The following is a 23,637-nucleotide window of genomic DNA, read 5'->3' on the forward strand; positions in this document are numbered from 1 at the left end:
TCATAGATGCCGACGCGATAGCTGCCATTGTCAGAGGGCAGCTGCGCAAATGTCAGGACTTGGTGGCACTCACTGACACATGTCTTGTCCGCATCCGCATGATGGCTGACGCGTCGTGCCAAAATCAGGCCACCTTGGCGATAGACTCCCGGCCCGCGAGATGGCCCACTGCATCGCCTCGCTGCGCTTTTGTCAGCGCTGACGGACGACCCAAAACCGTCCCTTCGGCGCGTGAGGTACGATACTGGCCTTGGTGCGCTCGATCAATAGGTCGCGTTCGAATTCAAAAACCGCGCCAAGCATGCTTATGTTCATCTTGCCCGCCGTTGCGAGGACTGGCCCAAATGGCTTAACCGCGTTTTACGTTCCACTGCACCTCAAACCCCAAATTCGCATCGATCCTGCGTGTTGGCCACAGTAGGCCGTGCGCGAGGAAACCCGGCGCGAGCATCTGCTTGAATTGCGCACCTACTTGGGCATGGTGCCGTTCGGCTTGTCCAGTTTCCGAAAAATCGTCCGTGCCTTGGATGATCTGGCTTCTGAGGCGACCCAGCTTAGCGTACGATTTTTTCCGTTTTCTGAGACGCCCCCAACAGGTCTGGCTTGCTGACCGTCGCGTGTGTTGGTCCATGCGATCCCAGCAGGACCGGCAATCCGGTCAGCGCTTCCAACTGCGCCACGAACGACGCGGCATCGGCCACGGGCTCGCCCGCATAGTGCGGGGTGGCGCGCGCCAGCAAGTGTCCCAGCCGCTCCTGGTGCGCCAGATCGTGCGGGGCGCCGGGCAGGATCGCGCTGATTCGCCCCGAATCCGGGTCGCGCACACACAAACCATCGGCTACCGCATCGGCCTCGTAGCCGCTGCACCAGCGCAGCGCGCGTTCGCGCTCGAATACGTCGAGATGACTGACCAGCAAGCCGTCGAGCGGCCCCGCCACCTGTAGCGCGTAGCGCAGCAGCAGCGCATCGGGGTGGCCGCGCCGGAAGCGCCCCTGCCAGCCGTCGGACGCATTGTGCGGCTCGGGCAGGTGATCGAGCCGCGCGTCGTGCGTGGGCAGCGGCCCGTTGCCGTGGCGCGTCATGTACGAACGCAGGATGCCCAGGTGTTCGATGCGCGCGTGCTGGCCCGCGTCCGTGGCCACCGCCTGCACCGACGCCGGATGGATGCTGCTCCACGTCGTATGCGGGTGAAAGCCGCGCCACTCATCGAGCAGCACGCCCTGCGCACCCTCGAACAGCACGCAGCCCGGCAGGTGCAGCCGCTGCGCCACCTGCGCATGCGAGGCCGGCGGCACCTGGCGCGTCAGCTCCGCCACGCGCTCGAGCCAGCGCGCGGCCATGCTGGCGTTGTCCAGTACCGCCAGTTCGGCGGCGTACGCATCCTGGTTGGCCAGCTCCGCGCAACGCGGCCGGAAAGCGGCGCGCAGCGTGCGGCGCATCGATTCCAGCTTTGCCAGTGCCACCGCCGGGTGCATCAGGTCCGCATAATGCAGGATCTGATCAGGATGATCGATGCCATGGCCGGCCGTCTCGCCCACGCCGACTCCGCAGCTGCCGTGCGCCGCCACCCCGCGCTGCAACTCGCGCATGCGTCCCGCCGCCTGGTGAAACGGCGTGGTGACGCGGCAGCGGCCATCGATCAGGATGCGCGCAAGGGCATCATCGACCCCGGCGCGGCGCAGGTAGGCGTCTTCCACCAGCAGCGCGGTCGGATGCACGATCACCGGGTACGCCAGCAAGGTAGCCACGCCCGGCACGAAGCTGCCCGCGCCGAACTGTGCGAAGGTATGATGCCGGCCATCGGGCAGCACCACATTGTGGCCGGCCTGGGCGCCGCCGTTAAAGCGCACCACCGTATGCGCGCCCCAGTGCCGGCACAGGTAATCGGTGAACAAGCCCTTGCCGCAATCGCCAAAGCCAAGCCCCAGCAGGGACACCAGACGGGTCGAAGACATGGCCATCCTTACGCGAACATGCGCTTCCACCACGCCGACGGGACTGCCGGCGTGCCCGCTGCGGGAACGTGTACGCGCGCGGCCGCATTCGGATCGAGCAGGTCGGCATACGGACGCAGGGCGCGCACGATGGCCGACACGCGCTGCGGCGCGATGGCGTTGGCGCCCAGTGTAGCCACCAGCGCATCCATGTCGGGAATGGCGCGCTCGGTCAGGCCGACGATGGCGGCCGCCACCGCGCAGGCATCGCCCGGCTCCTCCATGCAAATGACATGATCGCCCAGCAGGTCGCGCCAGCGCTTTTCGCAGCGGCCGCGCCGCCCCAGGTCAGGAATCAGGAAAAACACGTGATACGTTTCGGCGGCCGCCGCGATGGCTTCGGCAATTGGCACGTCCGCATCGAGCGTGTCGCCCACCAGGCTGCCGATCTGGTGGCGCGAAACCGCCGGATAAGGCAGCTCGTCGCCCGTGATGAACAGGTAGCCCTTCTTGCGCCGCTTGACCCAGCAATCCATGTCGGTATGCTGCGCCACCATATAGAAGGCCAGCTCGTAGCTCTCTTCGCCGCTGCCGCCACCGCCGCCTTCCAGGTAACTCCACGTGAGCCACTGGTCCATCAGCTCCGCGGTCGATTCGAACTGGCCGACCTGCAGTGGCGCACGGTCGGACGTGGCGTCGCCGATGGCCATGAACAGCAGTTGCGGATCGGCGACGCCGACCGCGTTGAGCAGGGACATGAAGGTCGGCAGCTCTTTGGTTGCCAGGCTTTGCGGAATATCGCCCATCGACCCGGTGACGTCGAGCGCGAACACGATGCCCAGCGAATTGGGATGGTCGTCGCTGTCGCGCGACTCGCGGATTTTCAAGCCGTTGGGGTTCATCAGCGGGTGGCAGCCGCGCTGGGTGAACACTTCGCTGCGGGATGCCGACGCGCGGTCGGCGACCAGTGCTGCGTGGGCAGCGTGGGAGTAATTACCTTGACCCATGATAGTTCCTTTGTTTGTCTAGTTGGACGGGGTGGGATTGAAGTCAATGAATCTGGCCGGACCGAACGCCTCTTTCGCCGCGCGGCCGACCGCCTGGCGCATGCCTTCCGCGCCCAGCGAAGCGCACCAGGCGGGATCAAGGCTGGCGCGTTCCAGCAGGCGCGCCAGCGGTACCGGCGTGGCGCGCGACATGGCATGCTCGCCGGGTGCGTCCGCCAGCATGGCCCGCATCGCCCAGGCCAGCTGCATCAGGTCGCGCCCTTGAGCGCCGCCATCGTGCCGGCTGCGGCGCGCGCCGGACCAGCCGATGATCAACACCCCGTGATCGGCCGGATGCACCAGCAAGTGCTCGGGCGCCAGCCGGCCGTGGCTCCAGCCGCCGGCATGGACATAGGCCAGCACTTCGAGCACGCGGCGCCACATCCACACCGCGTGGCGGGCATCGATCGCGCGGCCATACGCAAGCCGCACGTCGGCCAGGCTGCCCCAGAATCCCGTGGGGTGGCGCAGCACCAGCACCTCGCGCTGCTGGCCGTCCGGGCTGGCGCTGCTGCCCACGGCCACCGCTTGCGGCAGGCGCTGGGTGAAATAGGCGGCGCCGGGCACGTCGTCCGCCTGCAACTGGTCGAGAATCGCTTTTTCGCGCGCCAGCTGCCCGCCGGGCGCACCGGCGTGAGCGATTTTCAGCACCACGCGCCGTGGCATGGCGCCGCTGCGTTCGGCCAGCGCCAGGCTTGCGCTGCCGCCGGCGCCCAGGTGGGCGATGGTCTTGTAGCGCTGGCCGCCGCAGGCGATGTCCGCCGCGCTGTCGCAACCTCGCGAACGCAGGTAGGCTTCATGAAAATCGGCGGCGCGCACCAGGTCTTCGCTGCGCGTGACGTCCGCCCCGCAATACGTGCAGGTGACGATGCGCCACAGCGCTTGCCGGGGCAGCGGGCTGCCGCACTGAGGACAAAGCAGGGTGAGCGGAGTCATGTCGACGTCATGCCAGGATGCGTTTTTTCTCGGCGTCGAATTCGGCGTCGGTCAGGATGTTCTGCTCGCGCAGTGCAGCCAGGTCGCGCAGCAGTGCCATGCGCTGGGCCGGCGCGTCGGGCGCGATCGCTCGCGCCATCTGGCCGACGCTCGCGCTCAGCGTGCTGCCCAGGGCGACGCCCATGCCGGCGCCGAGCACCGTCCCGGCGCTGCCTTCATTGCGCGCGGCCGCTTGCAGTACGTCGAAACGGCGTTCTTCCTGGTAGTCGAAGCCGATGATGTTCATTTCGGCGCGCCGCGCCAGGGCCGCCTTGAGTTTCTGGACCGCGCTGTCGGTCTCGGGCACGTTGATCGATTCAATGCTGAACTGCGTCAGCGCCACGCCATACTGGGCAACCTCGCCGGCCAGCGCCTCACCGATGGTGGAGGAGAGCGCATCGAGCCGGGTCGAGATCTCCAGCACCGACACGCCGCTGGCGCTGATCGCGCCGGCAATCGCACTCTTGATACGCGTGGTGTTCATGGCGCGGAAGAACTCGGCCAGGGTGGCCGCATCCATGCTGCGCGCGGTGCCGACCAGTTTCATCAAAAACAGCTTGGGATCGGCCACTTCGATGGCGTACTGGCCGAAGGCGCGTACCGGCACCATGATGCCGAATTTCGGGTCTTGCAGCTGGATCGGGTCCGGCGTGCCCCAGCGTACGTCGAGCGTGGTGGCCAGGTTCACGAACCAGACTTCGGCCGAAAACGGCGACTGGCCGCCGAACGGCAGGCCCACCAGCTTGCGCAGCAAGGGGATGTTGCCGGTCGAGAGTGTGTGGCGGCCGGCGCCGAACGGCCCTTCGTACACGCCGTCGCGCACCACGAAGGCGACCTGCGACTCGTTGACGATCAGCTGCGTCATCGTCGAAAGTTCCTGCGAGGGGTATTTCCATGCCAGCTGGCTTGGGCCGCCGTCCCACTTCACCCTGTCGATAATGGCCATGCTCGTGTTCTCCTTGCTTGATTGGTCAAAGGCCGCGCTTGAGCAGCCCGGGGCGGTCGCGAAATTGCGGGCGCAGCCGGTACAACTGCGCCGGGCGGCTGGGACTGGACGCATCCATCTGTCCCTCGGCCGCTTCCAGCACGTCCAGTTCGGCCATCTTGCGGCGAAAGCTCACCTTGTTCAGCGGCTCGCCCATCAGCGCTTCATACACGCGCTGCAACTGCGGCAGCGTGAACAGTTCACCGACCAGGAAGCAGGGCAGCGAGGAGTACTGGCTCTTGCTGCGCAGCCGCTCGAGCGCCGCCGCAATGATCGTGGCGTGGTCGAAGGGCAGGGGCGGCAGCCGGTCGACGGCGACCAGCTTCACGCCCGGATGGCCCGCCGCGGCGATGACGGCGTGCGGCACCAGCGCGTAATAGGCGAGCGACAGCGACCAGCCGCGCGGATCGCGCGCCGCACCGGAAAAGGCGGCCAGTTGTTCCAGATAGGGCACGTCGATGCCGGTCTTGGTCTTGAGCACGCGCAGGGCGGCGTCGAAGCCATGGCGGTCCTTGTCGGTGTGGATGTAGCCGCCGGGCAGGGCGGCGACAGCCTTGTACGGCTCGCGTTCGCGCTTGAGCAGGGCGACCGCCAAGCCCTCGTCGCCAAGGGTGAGCAGGACCGTGTCGACGGTGCAGATGACGTCATTCACGCTGGACTCCTGTGGAAGGTTCGATTGAGTTGACATGTTCGCATTGTACTTAGTTTCAAAATGAAACCGCAATCTATTTTTCATGCGGCTCGACTAACCAGAGAAATTTCCAAATTAGTTTCAAAGTGCGACTTAATCGAGCGAATCTTTCCTGGCGCACTGGCGCGCCGCTATTCTGAATGGCAATTAGCTGCAAGATGGGCGGCAAGTATCGCAGCATGCCGTTGTTGAATAGCTTGCCGGTTTCGCGCAAAGCTTGCGCCGCCTGGGAACAGGCTGGTAAGCTGATGCGGGAGGTCGGCGTTTTCAAGATGGCCGAAGCGGTCCGGCCAGACATGGCCGCAGGGGGAAGCCGGCTAGCCATGGCGAGAAAAGTCGGTGCGGGCCTTGCTGCCAACCTGGTCGGCGCCAGCGCCGACACGAAGCAATCCTTACCGTATCCCCGAGTGAAGTGAGACCATGTCATTTGTGTGCGACACCGCCTTCTGTTTCAGCCTGGTCGCGGTGCTGATACTTCCCGTACCTGCCGCCGCCAGCGGCGCGATCCGTATGGCGTCGGACGACTGGTGTCCGTTTGTCTGTGCGACGGACGGAAAACTCACCGGTGGCTATCTCGTGGATGCCACGTTGCAGGCGATGGGCGCCGCCGGCTATCTGGTCGAGCCGATCCTGATGCCGCTGAACCGGGCCATGCGCGAAACGCGCACCGGCGATATCGAAGGCGTCTACGCTCCACCGGTCGACGACAGGTTGCGCCTGAGCGCACCAATCGCCTACTCCAGGGCCTGCTTCTATACTCGCGCGAACGAGAAATGGGCCTATCGCGACCAGCGCTCGCTCGCAGGCATTAGCGTCGGCGTCATCGCCGACTACGGTTATGACGACGGGGCCATGGACGCCTATATCGTGGCCAGGCGCGCAGACCGCCATGCGCTCGACTTTTCCCATGGCGCCAAGGCCGGTACGACCAATCTGCAAAAAATGCTTGCCGGACGCTTTTTGGTCATGCTCGAGCACGAAGCCGTCGTCGGCCTTCAAGCACGCAAGCTGGGTGTGACCGCGCAGCTTAGACAAGCCGGATGCTTGAAGCAATCACTGCCCTTGACAATCGGCTTCGCGCGCGAAGACAGCCGCAGCGCGACCTGGCTGCGCGTCCTGGCCAACGGCATCAAGCATCTCGAAGCCTCAGGTGCACTGGGAAAACTGCGCGAACGGTACGCGATTCCAGCCCACAGTGCCGTGTCTCGGAGTCAGGCATCCGGCAATGAGGGGAGAGCACGGGATTCTGGAAAAATAGTTCGTCAAGAAATTCCGTTTCAGATTCGGCTTCTATCGGCCCCTCACGCGGATGCCTTGCTTGAGCAAGCGGCTAACCGAGGGCCGGCCGGGATTCGCGTAAAATTCCGCAATATTCATTGTAAGCCATTGAATTTACAGAAAATTCTAATCAGTTTTGTTGGAAAAAAAGGCAGAACGATACATGCTCAGTCCGATGAGGGCCACCACGCAGAAGAAGGCCCCAGCATGAAAAGTGGAAGAGGCGCCAAAACGATCCCAGAACAACCCTGCCACGACGCTTGCGACCAGCATGGCGATGCCGCTCATCAGGTTGAACACTCCGTAGGCTGTTCCGCGCAAATCGGCCGGTGCCGTATCTGCCACCATCGTCGCCAACAAGCCCTGCGTGATCCCCATGTGTACGCCCCATAGCGCGACTCCAGCTAAAACGACAGCCCAATGGTCATTGGTAGCTAAAACCATGTCGGCGGCGATCAAAACGATAAGGCCCAGCGCAAGCAGCTTAGTGTGGCTCATTCGGTCCGAGAGCTTTCCAAACGGATACGCCGACATGGCGTAAATCAGATTCATTGCAACCATCACCAGCAAGCCGATGCAGACGCGCGGCAGGAAAAGTCAGCGCACATGCACACACGCACGGCCCTGCACAACGAGTCGATCGCGCGCCACACGGCAGAGCAGAAGGTGGTCGACCTCAAGGATAGACTAGTCGAGAACGACGAACACCGCCAGTCGCTTGAAGAGAAGCACACGCATGCTCGCGAGGCTCTGGACCACTATCGCCAGTCGGTCAAGGAGCAGCGCGACCAGGACCAGCGCCGGCACGAGCAGCAAGTCCAGCAACTGCAGGCCGAGGCACGCCAGTTGCAACAAAGCCTGGTGGTCAAGCAGGACGATATTACCCGGCTGAACCAGGAAGGCGCGCGCCTGGTCGCGGACCTGTCCCACGCGCAGAAGGCGCTGTATGACCAGCAGTCGCTGGGGCAGCAGCTTGCCCAGCAGATCTCCATGCTGCAAGATACTGCGCAGCAGGCCAAGGTACAGGCAGTCCAGCTCGCGGCTGCGGAGGCACGCACGCAAGAACTGGCAGAGGGTGCGCAAGGCGCTGCGAAGAGCGCCGAGGCATACGCGGCCATGGTCCGCGAGCTCGAACTGGCGCTCGCGGCGGCGCAAGCGACGTTGGCGTCGCAGCACGAAGTCTCCAGCGAACTGCGCGCCCATCTGGCGAGCTGGGAGCACAAAGCGCCTGGCAAACCGGTATCCCCGACCAAATCCTGATCCGCGCAGTAAGACAGCGCGCCGGCACATTAGTCCCGTTTGGGAACACGGTGTCGCGAATTGATATAAGAGAGTGACTTCTCATTGTGGGCTCATGTGTTATTTCTGGCTATATTCCGGCTGCACCTCAGCTTTCCTCCGGCAGGGCGACGGACAGGGCGGTGCTTGCGTTTCCGAGCGAGCCGATACGAAGGATTGCTGACAAATAACACTATTTGTACGACAATACGGCCTTGTCCAGCTGCCCTCCGAGATTCACCGATGTAGCTCTCCGCACTCCGCCGTTCCCCGTATTGCACTTTGAGCGTCTCTGCTCGTCCATACTATTGCCGCAGTACCTCATCCTACCTGCTGGTAGCAGTTCGTACGCGCGCGTTCTCGGAGATTCGTTTTGTCAAAAAATATCAATGCACTCGCCCTCAAGACTGAATTCTTGAGCGGGATTACTGTCGCCCTGGCCTTGGTGCCCGAGGCGATTGCATTCGCTCTGATTGCCCATGTGAGCCCTTTGACCGGTTTGTATGCGGCATTCTTCATTTGCCTGATTACAGCATTGTTCGGCGGACGTCCGGGCATGATTTCCGGCGCTACCGGCGCCCTTGCGGTAGTGATGGTGAGCTTGGTGGTGCAGCACGGTGCGGAGTACCTGTTTGCCAGTGTCGTGCTGATGGGCGTGTTCCAGCTGCTCTTCGGTGCGCTGAAACTGGGCAAGTTCATCCGCATGGTGCCGTATTCTGTCATGCTCGGTTTCGTCAACGGACTGGCGATCGTGATCTTCCTTGCCCAGTTCGGTCATTTCAAGACGGACGGAGCCTGGATGAGCGGCGCGCAGTGGCTGGTCATGGGCGGCCTGATTGCCGTCACCATGGCGATCATTTATTTGCTTCCGAAGCTCACCACGGCCGTGCCTTCGGCGCTGGTGGCAATATTGGTAGTAGCCGGCATCGTCGCCGGCACCGGTCTGGAGACCAAGACGGTCGGCGACATGGGGTCAATTGCTGGAGGTCTCCCCGCGTTTCATGTTCCTCAGGTCCCGTTCACGCTCGAGACGTTCTACATCATCGCGCCCTTCTCGCTCATTCTTGCTGCCATTGGTCTGATCGAATCGCTGCTGACGCTGAACCTGGTCGATGAGATCACAGGCACTCGCGGACGGCCGAACAAGGAGTCGCTGGCCCAGGGTGCGGCGAATGTGGTCGCCGGTTTTTTCGCCAGCATGGGTGGCTGCGCCATGATCGGTCAAAGCATGATCAATATTAACAACGGTGCACGCCACCGCCTGTCTGGCGTTGTGGCCGCACTTTTCTTGTTGGGTTTCATCCTGTTCCTGGCGCGCTGGATCGAAATGATCCCCGTAGCTGCATTGGTTGGATTGATGTTTGTGGTGGCCGAAAAGACATTCGAGTGGAGCAGCCTGCAATCCTTGCGCAAAATTCCACGCCAGGATGCCATCATCGTTATCGGCGTGACAGTCATTACTGTCTTTACGGATCTTGCTATCGCCGTGATATGTGGCGTCATTTTCGCGGCGCTGGTATTCGCATGGCAGCATGCAAAAAACATCTCCGTTCGGACGCGCATTGATGCCGCTGGCTGGAAAGTGTACGAGTTAGAAGGCAGTCTGTTCTTCGCCTCAGCAGCAAATTTCACAGAGCTATTCTCTCCAAACGATGACCCGCAACATGTCGTCATTGAATTCGGCAAGTCCAAAGTTGTTGACCATTCCGCGATCGAGGCTATCGACGCGCTGGCCATACGCTATCAGCAGCTAGGGAAAGTGCTTCACTTGCGGCATTTGAGCTCCGACTGCCTGGAGTTGCTCGACAGCGCCAAAGGGATGGTAGAGGTCAACGAGTTCGAAGATCCACACTACCATATCGCTGACAACAAGCTTGGATAAGAGCTGCCGGCATACCGCAGGCCCCTCTCTGGGGCGATGAGTTCCGAGACTTCACTGCCTGAGTGCGCGATCTCGAACTGGCCCTTGCCGCAGGACAAGCGACGCGTGCCCCCACGGCAGAAGACCGGGGCGGTGGTATAATCTACTTGGGTGCTCACACGTCGTGTGTAGCAGGGATTGCGTCGGTCGGGCCGCCACGCGATCTTCGTTCGCCTACATGATTTCATCTGGCACCAACAATCTCTTACCCATAGAAGCTGATGATTTAGCTGCCACCGAGGTGATCGGCGCCAAGGCCCGGTCACTGCAGCAGATGACAGCCTTTGGGCTACGAATTCCATCCGGTTTCATCTTAACCACTGGTTTTTTCCAGCCTTGGTTTGACATCATCCAGCATTCCCCCTCTTGGGACGCGTGGCGTACCGGCACACGCGAGATGTGGCCCGCGCTATGCGCCGCAATGAAGGCCGACGCACTCAAGCTGCCGTTTTCCGATCTGCAACTGCTGACCTTGGAGGAACTTTCAGAGCGCCTTGCAAAGCATGGCCCCTCGCAACGGTTCGCGGTTCGCTCCTCCTCTCCGGACGAAGATACGGCAACTGCTTCGTTCGCGGGGTTGTACGAGACCGAGCTCGGAAGGTCGCCGGGCGAGCTGAAGACCGCGATACGACGCTGCTTTTCAGCGTGCTTCGATCACCGGGTTTTCGCGTATAAGGCTGCGCGATGCATGGATGTGGAGCAACTTAGCATTGCGTTGATTATCCAGGTACAAATTGACAGCGATGTCGCGGGTGTCGGCTTCTCGGTCAATCCTCTAACCAATGATTACGATGAGACGGTGATCGATGCCAACTGGGGATTGGGTGAGTCCGTCGTTGCCGGCACGGCGTCGCCTGACCACTTTGTCGTAGATAAGGTCAAGGGAACAGTGGTCGAATGGCGGCTGGGCGCGAAACAAGCTTCGGTCGTCCTAGCCGCAGCTACAGGCACAACCACAGCGCCTCACCCTCAACGCGGCGCGTACTGCCTGACCGAGGCGCAGTTGTTGGAGTTGAGCACCGCCATTAGCGGACTCGAGACCATGTATGGTCACCCCGTGGACATGGAATGGGGCTACGCGAATGGAAAACTGTCTATTCTCCAGGCGCGCCCAATCACGACGTATGTTCCGCTTCCCGCTGAGATAGTCACCATGCCGGGCGCGCGGCGCGCCTTGTATATGGACATCGCTCTATCCAAAGGAATGACCAGCAATGCAGCCATCTCGCCAATCGGGCTCGACTGGCTTGCCGGCGACATGGCCCTCATGTTGGCGCACTGCACTGGAAACGGCAGGCTTGACGTGAAATCCCCCGCTGGTTTGCTGTACTTGGGGGGGCGAGGATGTACATGAACCTGTCAAATCTGCTTTGGTTCAGCAGCCCGGCCCAGTTGGCCAAAGGCAATGCCCCGACAGATCAGATCATGGCAGACATCCTGGCTGGTATCGATCCGCTCCGCTACCGCGCTGAGCGCCGACCTGCCTGGATATGGCCGGCGCTCCGTGTCTTGCCAGGCGCACTTTGGCGCTTGCGCCGCGCGCTGTGGCGCGCTTTGCGTTCCGTACTGGCCCCCGCGAACACGCACCGGCTCTACCTGCGCGAAAGACAGGCGTTCGAGCAGAATTATTCAGGCGCATTCGATGACACCCTGTCGCTGAGTGAATTCCAGCGGCGGTACGGCCCACCAGCGATTGCACACATCATTGACGTCGACATGCCTGCCCTCGGAATAGGGGTACTCGGAGTGGAAATGGTAAAACGCCTGGCGCGCAAGGGGAATCCTGAAGAAATGGCATTGGCGGAACAGCTAGCCCGTGGCATCAGCGGCAATCTCGTCGTCGACATGGGCATTCGCATTTACCGTATGGCCAAAATGCTGGACGCCACTGATTTCGATGATCTTGAACTGCTGAGTGTTCACCTTCAGCGGCGCCAACTTCCTGCGGCCTTCCTAGTCGCCTGGGATGAGTTCATGCGCGACTATGGCTGCCGTGGTCCGGGCGAGATGGATCTAGCTAACCTCCACTATGCAGACGATCCGATGTTGGTGCTGCGACAGATGTCATTCGTGGCGGGGAGCGGCGGCGGGTTCAATCCCGAAGCTAGCCACCAGGAGTTGGTCGGCCAGCGGCAACAGGCGTATGACGCGCTTTCGGAACGCTTTGGCTGGGCAAGGCGAATTTTACTCCGTCGCGCCAACAAGTTCATCGAGTTGTTCGGCGGCATCCGGGATACGCCGAAACAGCACAATTTGATGTACCAGCACGCCGCGCGCAATCGCCTCCTTGTCGAGGGTAAAAGGCTAATGGCGAGTGGACGTATTGACCGCCGGCCGGCGCAGGTATTTGACCTGGCGCTTTCTGACCCGTTCGAGGCCGGTGGCGATCCGGCGGTCGATCTTCGCCAGCGCAGCCACCGGCGCACTCGGTTCGCTAACCAGCTGAAGTTGCATGTCCGCACCTTTCCATCGCTGATCGATTCGCGCGGCCGCATCCAGCGGCCACCTCGGCGTCCGGAAACACCGGGCGAGCTGGCAGGGACGTCGGTCTCGCCGGGGATCGCGAGAGGAAAGGTAAAAGTGATGCATAACCCGCACGAGAAGGCCGTCAATCCGGGGGAGATTCTCGTCGCTTTTACGACCGATCCTGGCTGGACGCCGCTGTTCATCAATGCCGCTGCAGTCATCCTGGAGGTGGGCGGCGTGTTACAGCATGGCGCTGTCGTTGCCCGCGAATATGGCAAGCCATGTGTCGCCGGCATTGCCGACGTACTAACTCGCTTCCATGATGGCCAACTGGTGGAGGTTGACGGCAGTGCGGGTGTTGTCCGCTTTATCACGGAAGAATGTATGGCTGCGGCGTGACGTTCAGGCCCGACAGCAGATTATCCCTTTTCAATTTTCATTTCCAATGCAAAATTTTATGACCGACATCAATCTCATTGCAGCTGTTCTATTCGGTCTGGCCCTGGTTCACACCTTCGCGACCAAGACATTCGAACGTTTGGCTGACAGGTATCCAAGGCATGCGGGCCTTTTTCATTTCTTCGGGGAAGTGGAAGTCGTCTTTGGACTGTGGGCCCTGGTCCTAATCCTCGCCATGGCCATGGTCTCCGGCGGTGCCCAGGCAATCGAGTACGCCGAGACCCGAACCTACACTGAACCGCTGTTTGTATTCGTGATCATGGTCGTGGCCGCGTCCAAACCAGTCCTCGAATCCATCCGTGGACTGATCGCTGTGCTCGCACGCCTGACGCCAATGCGCACGGCATTGGTGCGTGTTTGGCTCGGTCTTGCACTCGTGCCGTTGATTGGATCCTTTATTACCGAACCTGCGGCGATGACACTGGCGGCGCTGATGCTCGGTCCCCAGATCTTCCGCCAGGATCAGGGCATGCCCGAATGGCTGAAGTATGGGGCATTGGGCGTGCTGTTCGTGAACGTGTCGATCGGCGGCACACTTACTTCCTTTGCCGCGCCGCCAGTGCTGATGGTCGCGTCGACGTGGAATTGGGACAGTACGTTCATGGCTACTCACTTTGGATGGAAGGCCGCGATTGCGGTGCTGGTCAATGCGACAGCGGTGTCCTACGTCATGCGCCGCCACATCAAGGATGACAGCGGCGACGCGCCACTCCCTGCGCGTATTCCGGTATGGGTTAGCGGGCTTCACCTGGCGTTTCTGGCGGCTGTGGTCGCGTTCGCGCACCATCCGGTCATTTTCATGGGCCTGTTCATGTTCTTCATCGGCTTTACCAAAGCGTACGAGCAGTACCAGAACCCGCTGATTCTGAAGGAGGGCTTGCTAGTTGGGTTTTTCCTGGCAGGACTGGTAGTTCTTGGGGGAATGCAGCAGTGGTGGTTGCAGTCGATTGTCTCTGGGATGGAACCGACGGCACTCTTCTTTGGCGCCACGGCGCTCACGGCAATCACCGACAACGCCGCCCTTACCTATCTTGGCTCACTGATCGAGGGCATGAGTGACCAAGCCAAGTACATGCTGGTGGCGGGCGCCGTCGCCGGTGGTGGCCTGACGGTGATCGCCAATGCGCCCAATCCTGCGGGCGTATCTCTTTTGCGTGACGGGTTCAACGATGAGTCAATCGGTGTAGGCGGGTTACTACTCGGCGCGCTACCGCCGACGATCGTGGCCATGCTTGCGCTATTTCTCTTGTAAAACGGCAGCGAAAGTCCTGGCTTCATTCTGCGGTGAGCATGAACGAAAAGTAGCAGTTTCAGCAGAGCCTTCATGGGCTTTTTCAGGGTTCCCTTCCTTACCGGGGGAGGGAACCTTTTTTTCGAATGACATTTCTGATTAAGAAGTTTAATGTGCATGGGAAGCATAAAGTTCAGCTTCTGATTTTTCTTTCCGAAAGATTCCAGTGCGATCTTTTGGCGCGCGCTATAGTTGACACTCGGGCGGCGCCGCGGGCCAACCATCGGCCGTCTATCGATCTTTCCCCTATCACAGCACGGCTGCTCGGACACCGATGCAGATATTTTCTCGACGATGTCTAACAAGGATAAAACTATGCGTTCCTACCCATCCGATAGCCCGCAGGCTGTTTCCCGACTGCTAGCTTTGAGCGTCATTATTGACGGTGGCGGCTCGCCGCTTGAGATTGCGGCCACGTACCGACTAGGTATTCTTGACTATGCGGGTATTCAAGAGGATGTTTTCGACCAAGTGCTTCACGAGATGTGCACTGATCTCCCGACAACACCTGACGGCCTGGTAAAGGTTGAGACGGAAATGATTGATCAGTTGCTGGCGGAAATTGTGCGACCCGATTTACGCCTAGGTCTATGGAAGGCTATGTGGCAATTGGTCTACGCCGACGAAAATCTTGCCGACGCCGAAATCGCGCTGCTTCTCCGGGTAACTAGCACATGGGGAATAGAGGCAGGCGCTAACGGTAGTGGCCAGATAGCCGATCCGCTTCCTACGCCCAATCTGCGTTAATTATGCGATTCTCTGCGGCACGGGTGGGGCCACGCTCGCATGGTTGCCAGCATTCCACGGCACCTCAAGCCCCATAATGATTGGCCCGTCGCATCTCATTTCGTGCCGCTTTCCAAGATCATTCAAGCCTTAGCTAACGCTGTTTGGGTTGATCAGGGTTCAAACTAGCGCGAAGCCGGCGTACGTCGGCTTCGCCGCTGGCGCGGGCTGCCATGACGGTTTCTGCAACCAGGCCCGCCCTCTCCGCAGTGATGGCCACACCGCAATCGGCAGCGCCAATGGCGATGGCAAGGTCGATCAAGGCCACCCTATCCATTTTCTTCCGCTCTTCTGCGGAGCTGCCATTCGTGTTATTTTATCGAAAATGTATTGCAAATTACTCTTCATATTGCTCCTCTCAGGAATGACTCGTGACCCAAAGGTCCTCATCGGCCGCAGTGAATGCGCTTCGACGCCCACTACGTGGGCAGAAGCGGAACGATCAGCATTGAAGAGTACGGGATTATCCGTACCAGATGTATTCATTTAGGCGAGCGAAAATAGCGTGGCGGCCCGACCGCGCTATCCCTGCTACACACAACAGCGTGTGAGTACCCGCCACGATTATATGCCATCGATCAGCAGTTCACGGGTTGATGGGCTGGCGCGTCTATGGCGTTCTCCTCGCGTGCCACTCAGGATAGATCGTCGGGACCTTGTCGACGCACCGCTGGTAGACCGGGAGACGGTGCACGCTACCGGTCTGTTAGTATTCAGCGTAGCTAAACTGAAAATTCGACTTGACGCGCTCTTACTTGCAGTCCCGTTTGGGCCTGTTCGGCACGCTGTGACAGTTCGCAAAGGCGTCGATGCACTGGAGGATTAGATTTGACACAAGCACTCTCATTGAGCGGCAAAAAAGGCTTGGTCGTCGGGATCGCGAATGACCAAAGCATCGCATGGGGCTGCGCGCGGGCGTTTCACGACGCCGGTGCTGAACTGGCCATTACCTGGTTTAACGACAAGGCTCGTCCGCACGTCGAACCATTGGCGCGCCAGCTGGACGCTAGAATCGCACTGGCCCTGGACGTGGAGCAACCCGGTCAGCTCGAGGCCGTATTCGATGCGATCGGTGCGCGCTGGGGGCGCCTCGACTTCCTCGTGCACTCGATCGCGTTCGCGCCCAAGAGCGACCTGCACGGTCGCATGGTCGACAGTTCGCGCGATGGCTTCGCGCGCGCGATGGATATTTCATGCCACTCCTTTGCGCGCATGGCGCGGCTGGCCGAACCTCTCATGAGGGAGGGCGGCAGTCTGATAACCATGAGCTATATCGGGGCCGAAGAAGTGATCCCCGACTATGGCCTGATGGGACCGGTGAAGGCGGCGCTCGAAGCCAGCGTTCGCTACCTGGCGGCCGAGCTGGGCCCCCGACGCATCCGCGTCAACGCGGTTTCGCCTGGCCCGCTTGCCACTCGCGCGGCCTCCGGTATCCTGAATTTCGACGCGCTGCTGGCGCAGGCAGCGCAGCGCTCGCCGCTGCGGCGCTTGGCCGACATCGGCGAAGTCGGCGCGCTGTGCACCTTTCTTGCCAGTGATGCGGCCAAGGCGATCACGGGCAGCACGCTTTACGTCGACGCCGGCTATCACATCCTGGGCTGAAACCCGGTACAACAAACCACATGCCCTGTATGCGCACAGCGACGCTTTCTGTGCCCGACTTGAACGGGATAGTCGCTGGAATGCTTGCGTAGGAGCCAGTTCACGTGAGCCTTCCGATGCACCCCGAGGAGATTGCCATGAGCCAACCCAACAACGACGAGCTTCAGACCATCCGCAACCGCACCTTCGATGAAATTGCCGTGGGCGAGAGCGCCAGCATCGAGCGCACCCTGACCCACGAAGACATCCAATTGTTCGCCGTGATGTCGGGCGACATCAACCCGCAACACCTCGATTCCGAGTTCGCAGCGTCGACCCGCTTTCACGGCGTTATCGCTCACGGCATGTGGGGTGGGGCCTTGATCTCCGCTGTGCTCGGCACCCGGCTGCCGGGTCCGGGAACAGTCTACCTTGGGCAGACCCTCAAGTTCTTGGGCCCGGTGCGGGTGGGCGACACGCTGGTCATCCGGGTCACCGTCGCCACGCGCGACGTAGCAAGGAAAGTGCTGACTCTGGCATGCACCTGCACCAATCAGCGCGGCATCGACGTGATCGAGGGCGAGGCCACAGTGCTGGCGCCGACGGAAAAGATCGAGCGCGTGAGCGCCACCCTGCCCGAAGTGCGCTTGTCCACGGGCGGGGGGCTGCAGCGGCTGCTCGAACGGGTGCGCCCGCTGGGGGCTATCCGGATGGCCGTGGTCCATCCGTGCGATGTGCTCAGCCTGTCCGGTGCGCTCGATGCGCGCGCCGCTGGCCTGATCGAGCCGGTGCTGATCGCACCCCGCGCACGGCTCGAGGGTGTCGCCGCCGAAGCGGGCCTGGACCTGTCGGGAATCGCCATCGAGGATGTGCCGCACAGCCATGCCGCCGCCGCACGGGCGGCCGAAATGGCTAGGACGGGCGAGGTGGAAGCACTGATGAAGGGAAGCTTGCACACGGACGAACTGGTGCGGGCGGTATTAAATGCGGCGGCCGGCTTGCGCACCAAGCGCCGCTTGAGCCACTGTTTCCTGATGCAGACGCCGGCCTATCCGCGCCCGTTCATCATCACCGATGCCGCCATCAACATTGCGCCCACGCTCGAGGACAAGGCCGATATCGTGCGCAACGCCATCGACCTGGCGCATGCCATCGGCGTGGCAGAGCCGCGCGTGGCAATTCTCGCTGCGGTCGAGACGGTCAGCCCCGCCATGCCTGCCACGCTCGATGCGGCGGCCCTGTGCAAAATGGCCGAGCGCGGCCAGATCACCGGCGCGCTGCTCGATGGCCCCCTCGCTTTTGACAATGCAGTATCGATTGCCGCGGCGCGCGTCAAGGGCATCGTCTCGCAGGTCGCCGGTTATGCGGACGTCCTCGTGGTACCCGACCTCGAGAGCGGAAATATGTTGGCCAAACAGCTTGAGTTCATGGGCGATGCGGCCAGCGCCGGCATTGTGCTGGGCGCCAAGGTGCCGATTGTACTGACCAGCCGCGCCGATTCACGCGAGACCCGCATTGCATCCTGCGCCATCGCACTCTTGCTGGCACACCGATATCGGACTTCGCCACCATGACAGCCCCGCTCCCCGTTGCCGGGCACCCGCCCACCGAAGGTGACCTGATCCTGGTTCTCAACTGCGGGTCCTCGAGCATCAAGTTCGCACTGTTCGAAGCAGGCCAGGCGCCGCTATCGCGCACCCCGGCCTGGAATGGCAAGGTGCAGGGCATTGGCGGCGCAGCACCTACGTATGGCGAAACGGGGGTGGCGCCAGAGCCGGTCGATCTGGGGCACGACCAGCCCTACCATGCCGCGCTGGCACATATTCGCGGGCGCGTCGCGCGCCGCCTTGGGATGCGCCGCCTCGCCGCCGTGGCCCATCGTGTCGTTCACGGCGGCAGCAAGTATTTCGCACCGGTCGCCGTCGATGCCGCCATTCTGGCTGATCTGAAGGCCTTGATCCCGCTGGCGCCGCTGCATCAGCCGTTCGCGCTCGACGCCATCGCGGCGCTGCTCGAGAGCAGCCCCGAGGTACCCCAGATCGCCAGCTTCGATACCGCTTTCCATCACACACTTCCCAAGGTCGAGCAGATGTTGCCGCTGCCTTATGCAGCGTGGGAGCGTGGCATGCGCCGCTACGGTTTCCACGGGCTCTCGTATGAATACATGTCGCTCATTCTGCCAGAGCGCCATGGGGCCTGTGCGCGCGAGCGCGTGATCGTGGCCCACTTAGGTAGCGGCGCCAGTCTGTGCGCCATGCAGGGCCTGCGCAGCGTTGCGACAACGATGGGATTCTCGGCGCTCGATGGGCTGATGATGGGGACCCGCACCGGCGCGCTCGACCCTGGCGCGCTGCTGTACCTGATGGAGGTGGAGAAGCTGACACCAGCCCAGGTCGGCCGTCTGCTGTATCACGAATCGGGCTTGCTTGGCCTGTCCGGCCTGTCTTCCGAACCGCGGGTGCTGCTGGCCAACGAAACGCGCAGCGACGACGTGGGCGAACGCGTGCGCGCTGCGCTGGCACTGTATGTGCGGCGCATCGTGCGCGAGATCGGCGCCCTGGTCGCTGTGCTCGGAGGACTCGACCTGCTGATATTTACCGCTGGCGTGGGCGAACACAGCGATGAGCTGCGCGCCAGGATATGCGGCGACCTGGGCTTTCTTGGCATCGAACTTGACCCAGCGGCCAACCGCGCGCACGGCCCCCTGATCTCGGTGCCGGCCAGCCGGGTCCAGGTCGGCGTCGAGCCGGCCAACGAGGAGTGGATCGCCGCGCGGCACGCAACTGCACTAATCTCTATCGCGGCAGGCGCCGCTTGACAAGGAAACCTATCGCCGAAGAAAAAAGATCTGGTGCCTACCATTAGTAGCATCGTACCGCCTCCAGCTCATGGAAATTACGATGCGTGCAGCAAGCTAAGATCGAGCATCATGATTGCTTGGCCGCCGGTTGATTGCCTTGAGCCGCAGGCGGATCTGTTTTTCCACCTCAACAATGGCGAAAAGGGATGCGCCTATCCCGATGAGCAAGACGCCGTCCCAGAATGGCACGGCGGCGGTGGAAAATACAGCCTGCAGTGGCGGGAAATACGTCATGCCAAACTGCGCGGCAGTGATGATTACCACCACTGTCCACACCACCTTCGTGCCTCGCACGGCCTTCCATGTCAGCGAGGTGCTGTAGATATTCCGGATGAAAAACAGGTGGAAGATTTCCATGATCACCAGCGTGTTGACGGCCAGCGTACGCGCCAGTTCTGTCGAGTAGCCGCGCTCCGTCGCATACGCATGTATCCCATAGACCCCGGCCAGGAATAGCATCGATACCAAAACGATATGCCATACCAGCTCCCCGCTCAACAGCGGCTCATCGCGCGCACGCGGTGGGCGGCGCATGGTATTTTCCTCGGTCGGCTCGAACGCCAGCGCGATGCCCAGCGTGACAGCGGTGATCAGGTTGATCCAGAGAATCTGCACAGGCGTGATGGGTAGCGTCAAGCCAAACAGCAACGCAACGATGATCGTCATCGCTTCTCCTGCGTTGGTTGGCAACGTCCAGCTAATCACTTTCTTGATGTTGTCGTATACGGTTCTTCCCTCGCGCACGGCAGCAGCAATGGAAGCGAAATTGTCATCGGCCAGCACCAGTTCAGCGGCCTCCTTGGCGGCCTCGCTGCCCTTATTTCCCATCGCAATGCCAGCATCTGCGCGTTTGAGTGCCGGCGCATCATTCACACCGTCGCCAGTCATCGCCACTGTCAGGCCGTGAGCCTGCAACGCCATGACAAGACGCAACTTATGCTCCGGACTGGTGCGAGCGAAAATATCGCAGTTCAGTGCCGCCTGTCGAAGGCTGGCATCGTCCATGCCGTCCAGGTCGGTGCCCGTCAGCACCGCATCCGGGTTTTGCAGGCCGATCTGCTTGCCGATCGCGACGGCGGTTTTTGCATGATCGCCGGTAATCATTTTGACGCGGATACCTGCGCCGTGGCACTCTGCTACTGCTGCAATTGCTTCTGTGCGTGGCGGATCAATCATCCCAACCATACCAAGCAGTGTCAGCGAGCCTTTCAAATCTGCATGTTCCAGAACGGTGTGTTCCGGTTGCATGGGTTTGACGGCAAAGGCAAGAACGCGCTGACCCAGCGCGGCAACCATTTCTGCGTGCTTATTCCAATAAGTTGTATCGAGCGGTTCCGATTTGCCGTCCGTGCCACGCTGATGCTTGCACATCAATAAAATCTGCTCCGGCGCACCTTTCACAAAAACGAATGCCCGGCGCTCATGATCATGATTGAGCGTCGCCATGAAGCGGTGTTTGGCGTCGAACGGAATCGCATCCGTGCGCGTCCATGCGCCGCGCTCCTTGCGGGCATCCACATCCATCTTCCCTGCGAAGGCCAGCAGCGCCCCCTCCATCGGGTCGCCTTCCACGTGCCACACGCCATCATTGTCCCGAAGCGACGCGTCACTGCATAGCGCCGCTGCACGGGCAAGTTCCTCCAGCACCACGTGCTCGGAAGGCGCAACATTTGCCTCGCCCAGCCTGAGTGCCCCGCGAGGCTCGTATCCCGCGCCCTCCAGGGCAAACATATGCTGGTGCGTCAGTATCGACGCCACCACCATCTCGTTGCGCGTGAGCGTCCCGGTTTTATCGGTGCAGATGACGGAAACCGAACCGAGCGTCTCAATTGCGGGCAGACGGCGCACAATCACATTGCGCTTGGCCATCGACTGTACGCCGATTGCCAGTGTGATGGTCAGTACCGCAGGCAATCCCTCGGGAATTGCCGCCACTGAAAGCCCGACGACTGCCATGAACATTTCGGTGAAGTCGTGGTGCCCGACAAAATAGCCGAACACGAGCAGCAGCGCGGCGATCAGCAGAATGAGGATGGTGAGCCATTTGGAAAACACGCCCATCTGCGTTACCAGCGGCGTCGTCAAGGTCTCCACCTGCGAGAGCAGGCCGCTGATACGCCCGATTTCCGTGTGGCTCCCCGTCGCCACCACAACCCCATTGCCTTGCCCGCTGGTGACCAGTGTTCCAGAAAATGCCATGCAGGAACGGTCGCCCAATGGTGCCTCCAATGGCACCGGTTTCACGTTCTTGTCGACCGGGACCGATTCGCCGGTAAGAATCGCTTCCTGCACCGACATGCCGTACACGGTCAAGAGGCGCAGATCGGCAGGCACCTTATCGCCGGCTTCGAGCAGCACGATGTCGCCAGGCACCAATTTTTCACCCTCGATGCTGATGCGCTCGCCGCCGCGGATTACGCTTGCATGGGGAGCGAGCATTTGGCGGATGGCATCCATGGCCTTTTCCGCCTTGCCCTCCTGAATGAAGCCGATGATAGCGTTGGCAATCACTACCGCTAGAATGACGCCGGTGTCAATCCAATGAGCGAGCACTGCCGTGACGACAGCGCAGCCGACCAGAACGTAAATCAGGATGTGATGGAATTGAAGCAAAAACCGCATGAAGTCGCTGCGTGTTGCCACTACCGGGAGCCGGTTAGCGCCATATTCTGCCAGCCGCGCTTCGGCCTCGCTGTGGTCCAGCCCAGAGAGCGAGGTCTGGACCTGCTCTAGAGCGCTATCGGTCGTTAGATTGTGCCAGACAGCGTGTGTCGCCTGTGTTCCCGGTGTTGCCTGCGGTTTTGCGTCATTCATTTGTCACTCTCCGTTATCAGTAAGCCTTCACAGGAGAAATGAAAAAATATCTCAGCTAAGGTTGATTCTTAAAATTAATCGATTGCGATAGTGGTTTGTTTGATCTCTTAACTTCGGTGGCGGCCGCGAGATTCCGAAGCCCCTGCAATGGCGCGAGGTTGGCGACATGAAATGGTCGGACCTTTCGATGCTGGACCAAGGCCGCGCGTACCACGGCACTGTGAGCTGGCGCCTACGAATCGGTGGTGCCCGCTATGCATTGTCAGTTGAGTCATGGTTGACATCCTCCATGCTACAGCCTGTTTTGCCGCGAGGATTTATTTAAATTTTCGGTGACTATTCAGTCTATGGGAAGTCTGAAAAAACCTCATTAAAATCAATCGGTTGCAGCCATCTGAAAACCGATGAAAAACGCGAAAAACCGGTTTTTCCTTATAAAAACCGCGTGAATCGAGCGTTTTCAGGCGCAGAAATTACGTAACTCATTGATTTGTAAAGGCTGAATAGTTACAATTTTCGACCACGAAGCTATTATAGTGGGGAAGCGCGCCGACGATAGCGCCCGTTCATGGCGCGTTTATACGCCAGTCCAAATCGATACATCATCGAGCAATTCGCCGTTCAGCTAAACACGGTGCTGGGCAGACGCTTACATTGGAAGAGAACGCGACTTATTTGATGCGTGTAATCTTCCAGTATCGACCCAGGGGCACGGAACGGATATTCCGACGTTTGTGCGAGGGACTATTTGATCAAAGTAACGGGAACGTGCACCAGATGGACGACGTGACTGGCAACGGAACCGATCATCATGTTCGCGATTGCCCCCATGCCCCGAGTTCCCATGATGACCGCATCGCACTGCGATTCATAGACTTCGGACGCAATTGCGCCTGCTGCGGCGCCAACGCGACACCGAACTGTGTATCCAACGCCAGCGAGGTCCAGAATCTCGCGCGCCGGATCAATGACGTGAGCGGCCTCTACTGGACAAAAGCGGCTCAGTTCGTCGGGGGACAAAAGGGCCGCCTGGGACTTGAACGTCATCGGATCAAGTACGTGCAGCAAGATGATCTCCACCCCCGGGGCTTCAATGGCGACTGTTGCCGCATGGTGGATGGCCCTCAGCGCGTTGGCTGATCCATCGAATGGCACCAAGATTTTTTTCACGTTGGACTCTCCGGTTTGCTTGGGACGGTGACGTTGCCTTTTCGCTGTCTAAAATAGCATGCTTCTGGGCCGGTTCCGTAGAAGATCGTTCATTACCAATGA

The 23,637-nt window shown here is 60.8% G+C and carries 19 protein-coding genes and 2 pseudogenes; 11 read left to right on the forward strand and 10 right to left on the reverse strand.

All coding sequences use genetic code 11. The features are described from left to right. Positions 1-385: 385 nt before the first annotated feature. A pseudogene (locus PO883_RS22755) lies at positions 386-610 on the forward strand (DUF4158 domain-containing protein); the annotation flags it as partial. Here PO883_RS22755 and PO883_RS22760 read toward each other — a convergent pair. From PO883_RS22760 to PO883_RS22780, 5 genes are read right to left on the reverse strand one after another with little or no spacing between them, the layout of a single operon-like run. Next, the gene (locus PO883_RS22760; RefSeq protein ID WP_289311774.1) at positions 555-1,955 is read right to left on the reverse strand and encodes an adenylosuccinate synthetase; all 1,401 of its coding nucleotides are present in this window, start codon (positions 1,953-1,955) and stop codon (positions 555-557) included. The pseudogene PO883_RS22755 and the gene PO883_RS22760 overlap by 56 nt on opposite strands. 8 nt (positions 1,956-1,963) lie before the next feature. Further along, on the reverse strand, positions 1,964-2,941 hold the full coding sequence (locus tag PO883_RS22765; protein WP_289311775.1) for a VWA domain-containing protein: 978 nt from the start codon (positions 2,939-2,941) through the stop codon (positions 1,964-1,966). An 18-nt stretch (positions 2,942-2,959) separates the two neighbouring features. After that, entirely contained in the window at positions 2,960-3,916 is a 957-nt protein-coding gene (locus PO883_RS22770) for a protein kinase family protein (protein WP_289311776.1), read from the reverse strand. Positions 3,917-3,923: 7 nt separating this feature from the next. Then, positions 3,924-4,901, reverse strand: coding sequence for an SPFH domain-containing protein (locus PO883_RS22775; protein WP_289311777.1), 978 nt, complete (start codon positions 4,899-4,901; stop codon positions 3,924-3,926). 25 nt (positions 4,902-4,926) lie between these two features. Then, positions 4,927-5,592: an NUDIX hydrolase gene (locus tag PO883_RS22780; RefSeq protein ID WP_289311778.1), complete on the reverse strand. Its 666-nt coding sequence runs from the start codon at positions 5,590-5,592 to the stop codon at positions 4,927-4,929. Between the two features lie 179 nt (positions 5,593-5,771). Here PO883_RS22780 and PO883_RS22785 point away from each other — a divergent pair, with 179 nt between their 5' ends. After that, positions 5,772-6,047, forward strand: a complete 276-nt coding sequence (locus PO883_RS22785) for a hypothetical protein (protein WP_289311779.1) — start codon at positions 5,772-5,774, stop codon at positions 6,045-6,047. A 7-nt stretch (positions 6,048-6,054) separates the two neighbouring features. On the opposite strand, the gene PO883_RS22790 is transcribed toward PO883_RS22785, so the two are convergent. Both PO883_RS22790 and PO883_RS22795 read right to left on the reverse strand, forming a co-directional pair. Next, complete coding sequence (locus PO883_RS22790) at positions 6,055-6,684, reverse strand: hypothetical protein (protein ID WP_289311780.1); 630 nt, start codon at positions 6,682-6,684, stop codon at positions 6,055-6,057. Between the two features lie 351 nt (positions 6,685-7,035). Next, positions 7,036-7,476 (reverse strand): annotated as a pseudogene (locus PO883_RS22795) (MFS transporter); the annotation flags it as partial. 39 nt (positions 7,477-7,515) lie between these two features. On the opposite strand from PO883_RS22795, the gene PO883_RS22800 reads away from it, so the two are divergent. The 6 genes from PO883_RS22800 to PO883_RS22825 all read left to right on the forward strand — a co-directional run bounded on the left by PO883_RS22800 (position 7,516) and on the right by PO883_RS22825 (position 15,071). Beyond that, on the forward strand, positions 7,516-8,169 hold the full coding sequence (locus PO883_RS22800) for a hypothetical protein (protein ID WP_289311781.1): 654 nt from the start codon (positions 7,516-7,518) through the stop codon (positions 8,167-8,169). A 391-nt stretch (positions 8,170-8,560) separates the two neighbouring features. Further along, entirely contained in the window at positions 8,561-10,069 is a 1,509-nt protein-coding gene (locus tag PO883_RS22805; protein WP_289311782.1) for a SulP family inorganic anion transporter, read from the forward strand. A 217-nt stretch (positions 10,070-10,286) separates the two neighbouring features. Continuing rightward, positions 10,287-11,462 (forward strand): PEP/pyruvate-binding domain-containing protein, encoded by a 1,176-nt coding sequence (locus PO883_RS22810; RefSeq protein ID WP_289311783.1) that lies wholly within the window; start codon positions 10,287-10,289, stop codon positions 11,460-11,462. Next, positions 11,459-12,973 carry a PEP-utilizing enzyme gene (locus PO883_RS22815; protein ID WP_289311784.1) on the forward strand — a complete coding sequence of 505 codons (1,515 nt, stop codon included), beginning with the start codon at positions 11,459-11,461 and terminating at the stop codon, positions 12,971-12,973. Before PO883_RS22810 ends, PO883_RS22815 begins: the two co-directional genes overlap by 4 nt. A 58-nt stretch (positions 12,974-13,031) precedes the next feature. After that, on the forward strand, positions 13,032-14,285 hold the full coding sequence (locus PO883_RS22820) for a putative Na+/H+ antiporter (protein WP_289311785.1): 1,254 nt from the start codon (positions 13,032-13,034) through the stop codon (positions 14,283-14,285). Positions 14,286-14,639: 354 nt separating this feature from the next. After that, positions 14,640-15,071: a TerB family tellurite resistance protein gene (locus PO883_RS22825; protein WP_289311786.1), complete on the forward strand. Its 432-nt coding sequence runs from the start codon at positions 14,640-14,642 to the stop codon at positions 15,069-15,071. A gap of 133 nt (positions 15,072-15,204) precedes the next feature. On the opposite strand, the gene PO883_RS22830 is transcribed toward PO883_RS22825, so the two are convergent. Next, on the reverse strand, positions 15,205-15,372 hold the full coding sequence (locus PO883_RS22830; protein WP_289311787.1) for a hypothetical protein: 168 nt from the start codon (positions 15,370-15,372) through the stop codon (positions 15,205-15,207). Positions 15,373-15,938: 566 nt separating this feature from the next. Here PO883_RS22830 and fabI point away from each other — a divergent pair. The 3 genes from fabI to PO883_RS22845 all read left to right on the forward strand — a co-directional run bounded on the left by fabI (position 15,939) and on the right by PO883_RS22845 (position 19,509). After that, entirely contained in the window at positions 15,939-16,712 is a 774-nt protein-coding gene (gene fabI, locus PO883_RS22835; protein ID WP_289311788.1) for an enoyl-ACP reductase FabI, read from the forward strand. A gap of 137 nt (positions 16,713-16,849) precedes the next feature. Beyond that, positions 16,850-18,265 (forward strand): bifunctional enoyl-CoA hydratase/phosphate acetyltransferase, encoded by a 1,416-nt coding sequence (locus tag PO883_RS22840; protein ID WP_289311789.1) that lies wholly within the window; start codon positions 16,850-16,852, stop codon positions 18,263-18,265. Beyond that, positions 18,262-19,509, forward strand: coding sequence for an acetate/propionate family kinase (locus PO883_RS22845; protein ID WP_289311790.1), 1,248 nt, complete (start codon positions 18,262-18,264; stop codon positions 19,507-19,509). Before PO883_RS22840 ends, PO883_RS22845 begins: the two co-directional genes overlap by 4 nt. A 96-nt stretch (positions 19,510-19,605) precedes the next feature. Here the strand turns inward: PO883_RS22845 and PO883_RS22850 are convergent, their stop codons facing one another. Further along, on the reverse strand, positions 19,606-22,365 hold the full coding sequence (locus PO883_RS22850; RefSeq protein ID WP_289311791.1) for a cation-transporting P-type ATPase: 2,760 nt from the start codon (positions 22,363-22,365) through the stop codon (positions 19,606-19,608). A gap of 744 nt (positions 22,366-23,109) precedes the next feature. Then, positions 23,110-23,535 (reverse strand): universal stress protein, encoded by a 426-nt coding sequence (locus tag PO883_RS22855; protein ID WP_289311792.1) that lies wholly within the window; start codon positions 23,533-23,535, stop codon positions 23,110-23,112. Positions 23,536-23,637: the final 102 nt, after the last annotated feature.

It is taken from the genome of Massilia sp. DJPM01, from assembly GCF_030348125.1.
Taxonomy (GTDB): domain Bacteria; phylum Pseudomonadota; class Gammaproteobacteria; order Burkholderiales; family Burkholderiaceae_D; genus Telluria_A; species Telluria_A frigida.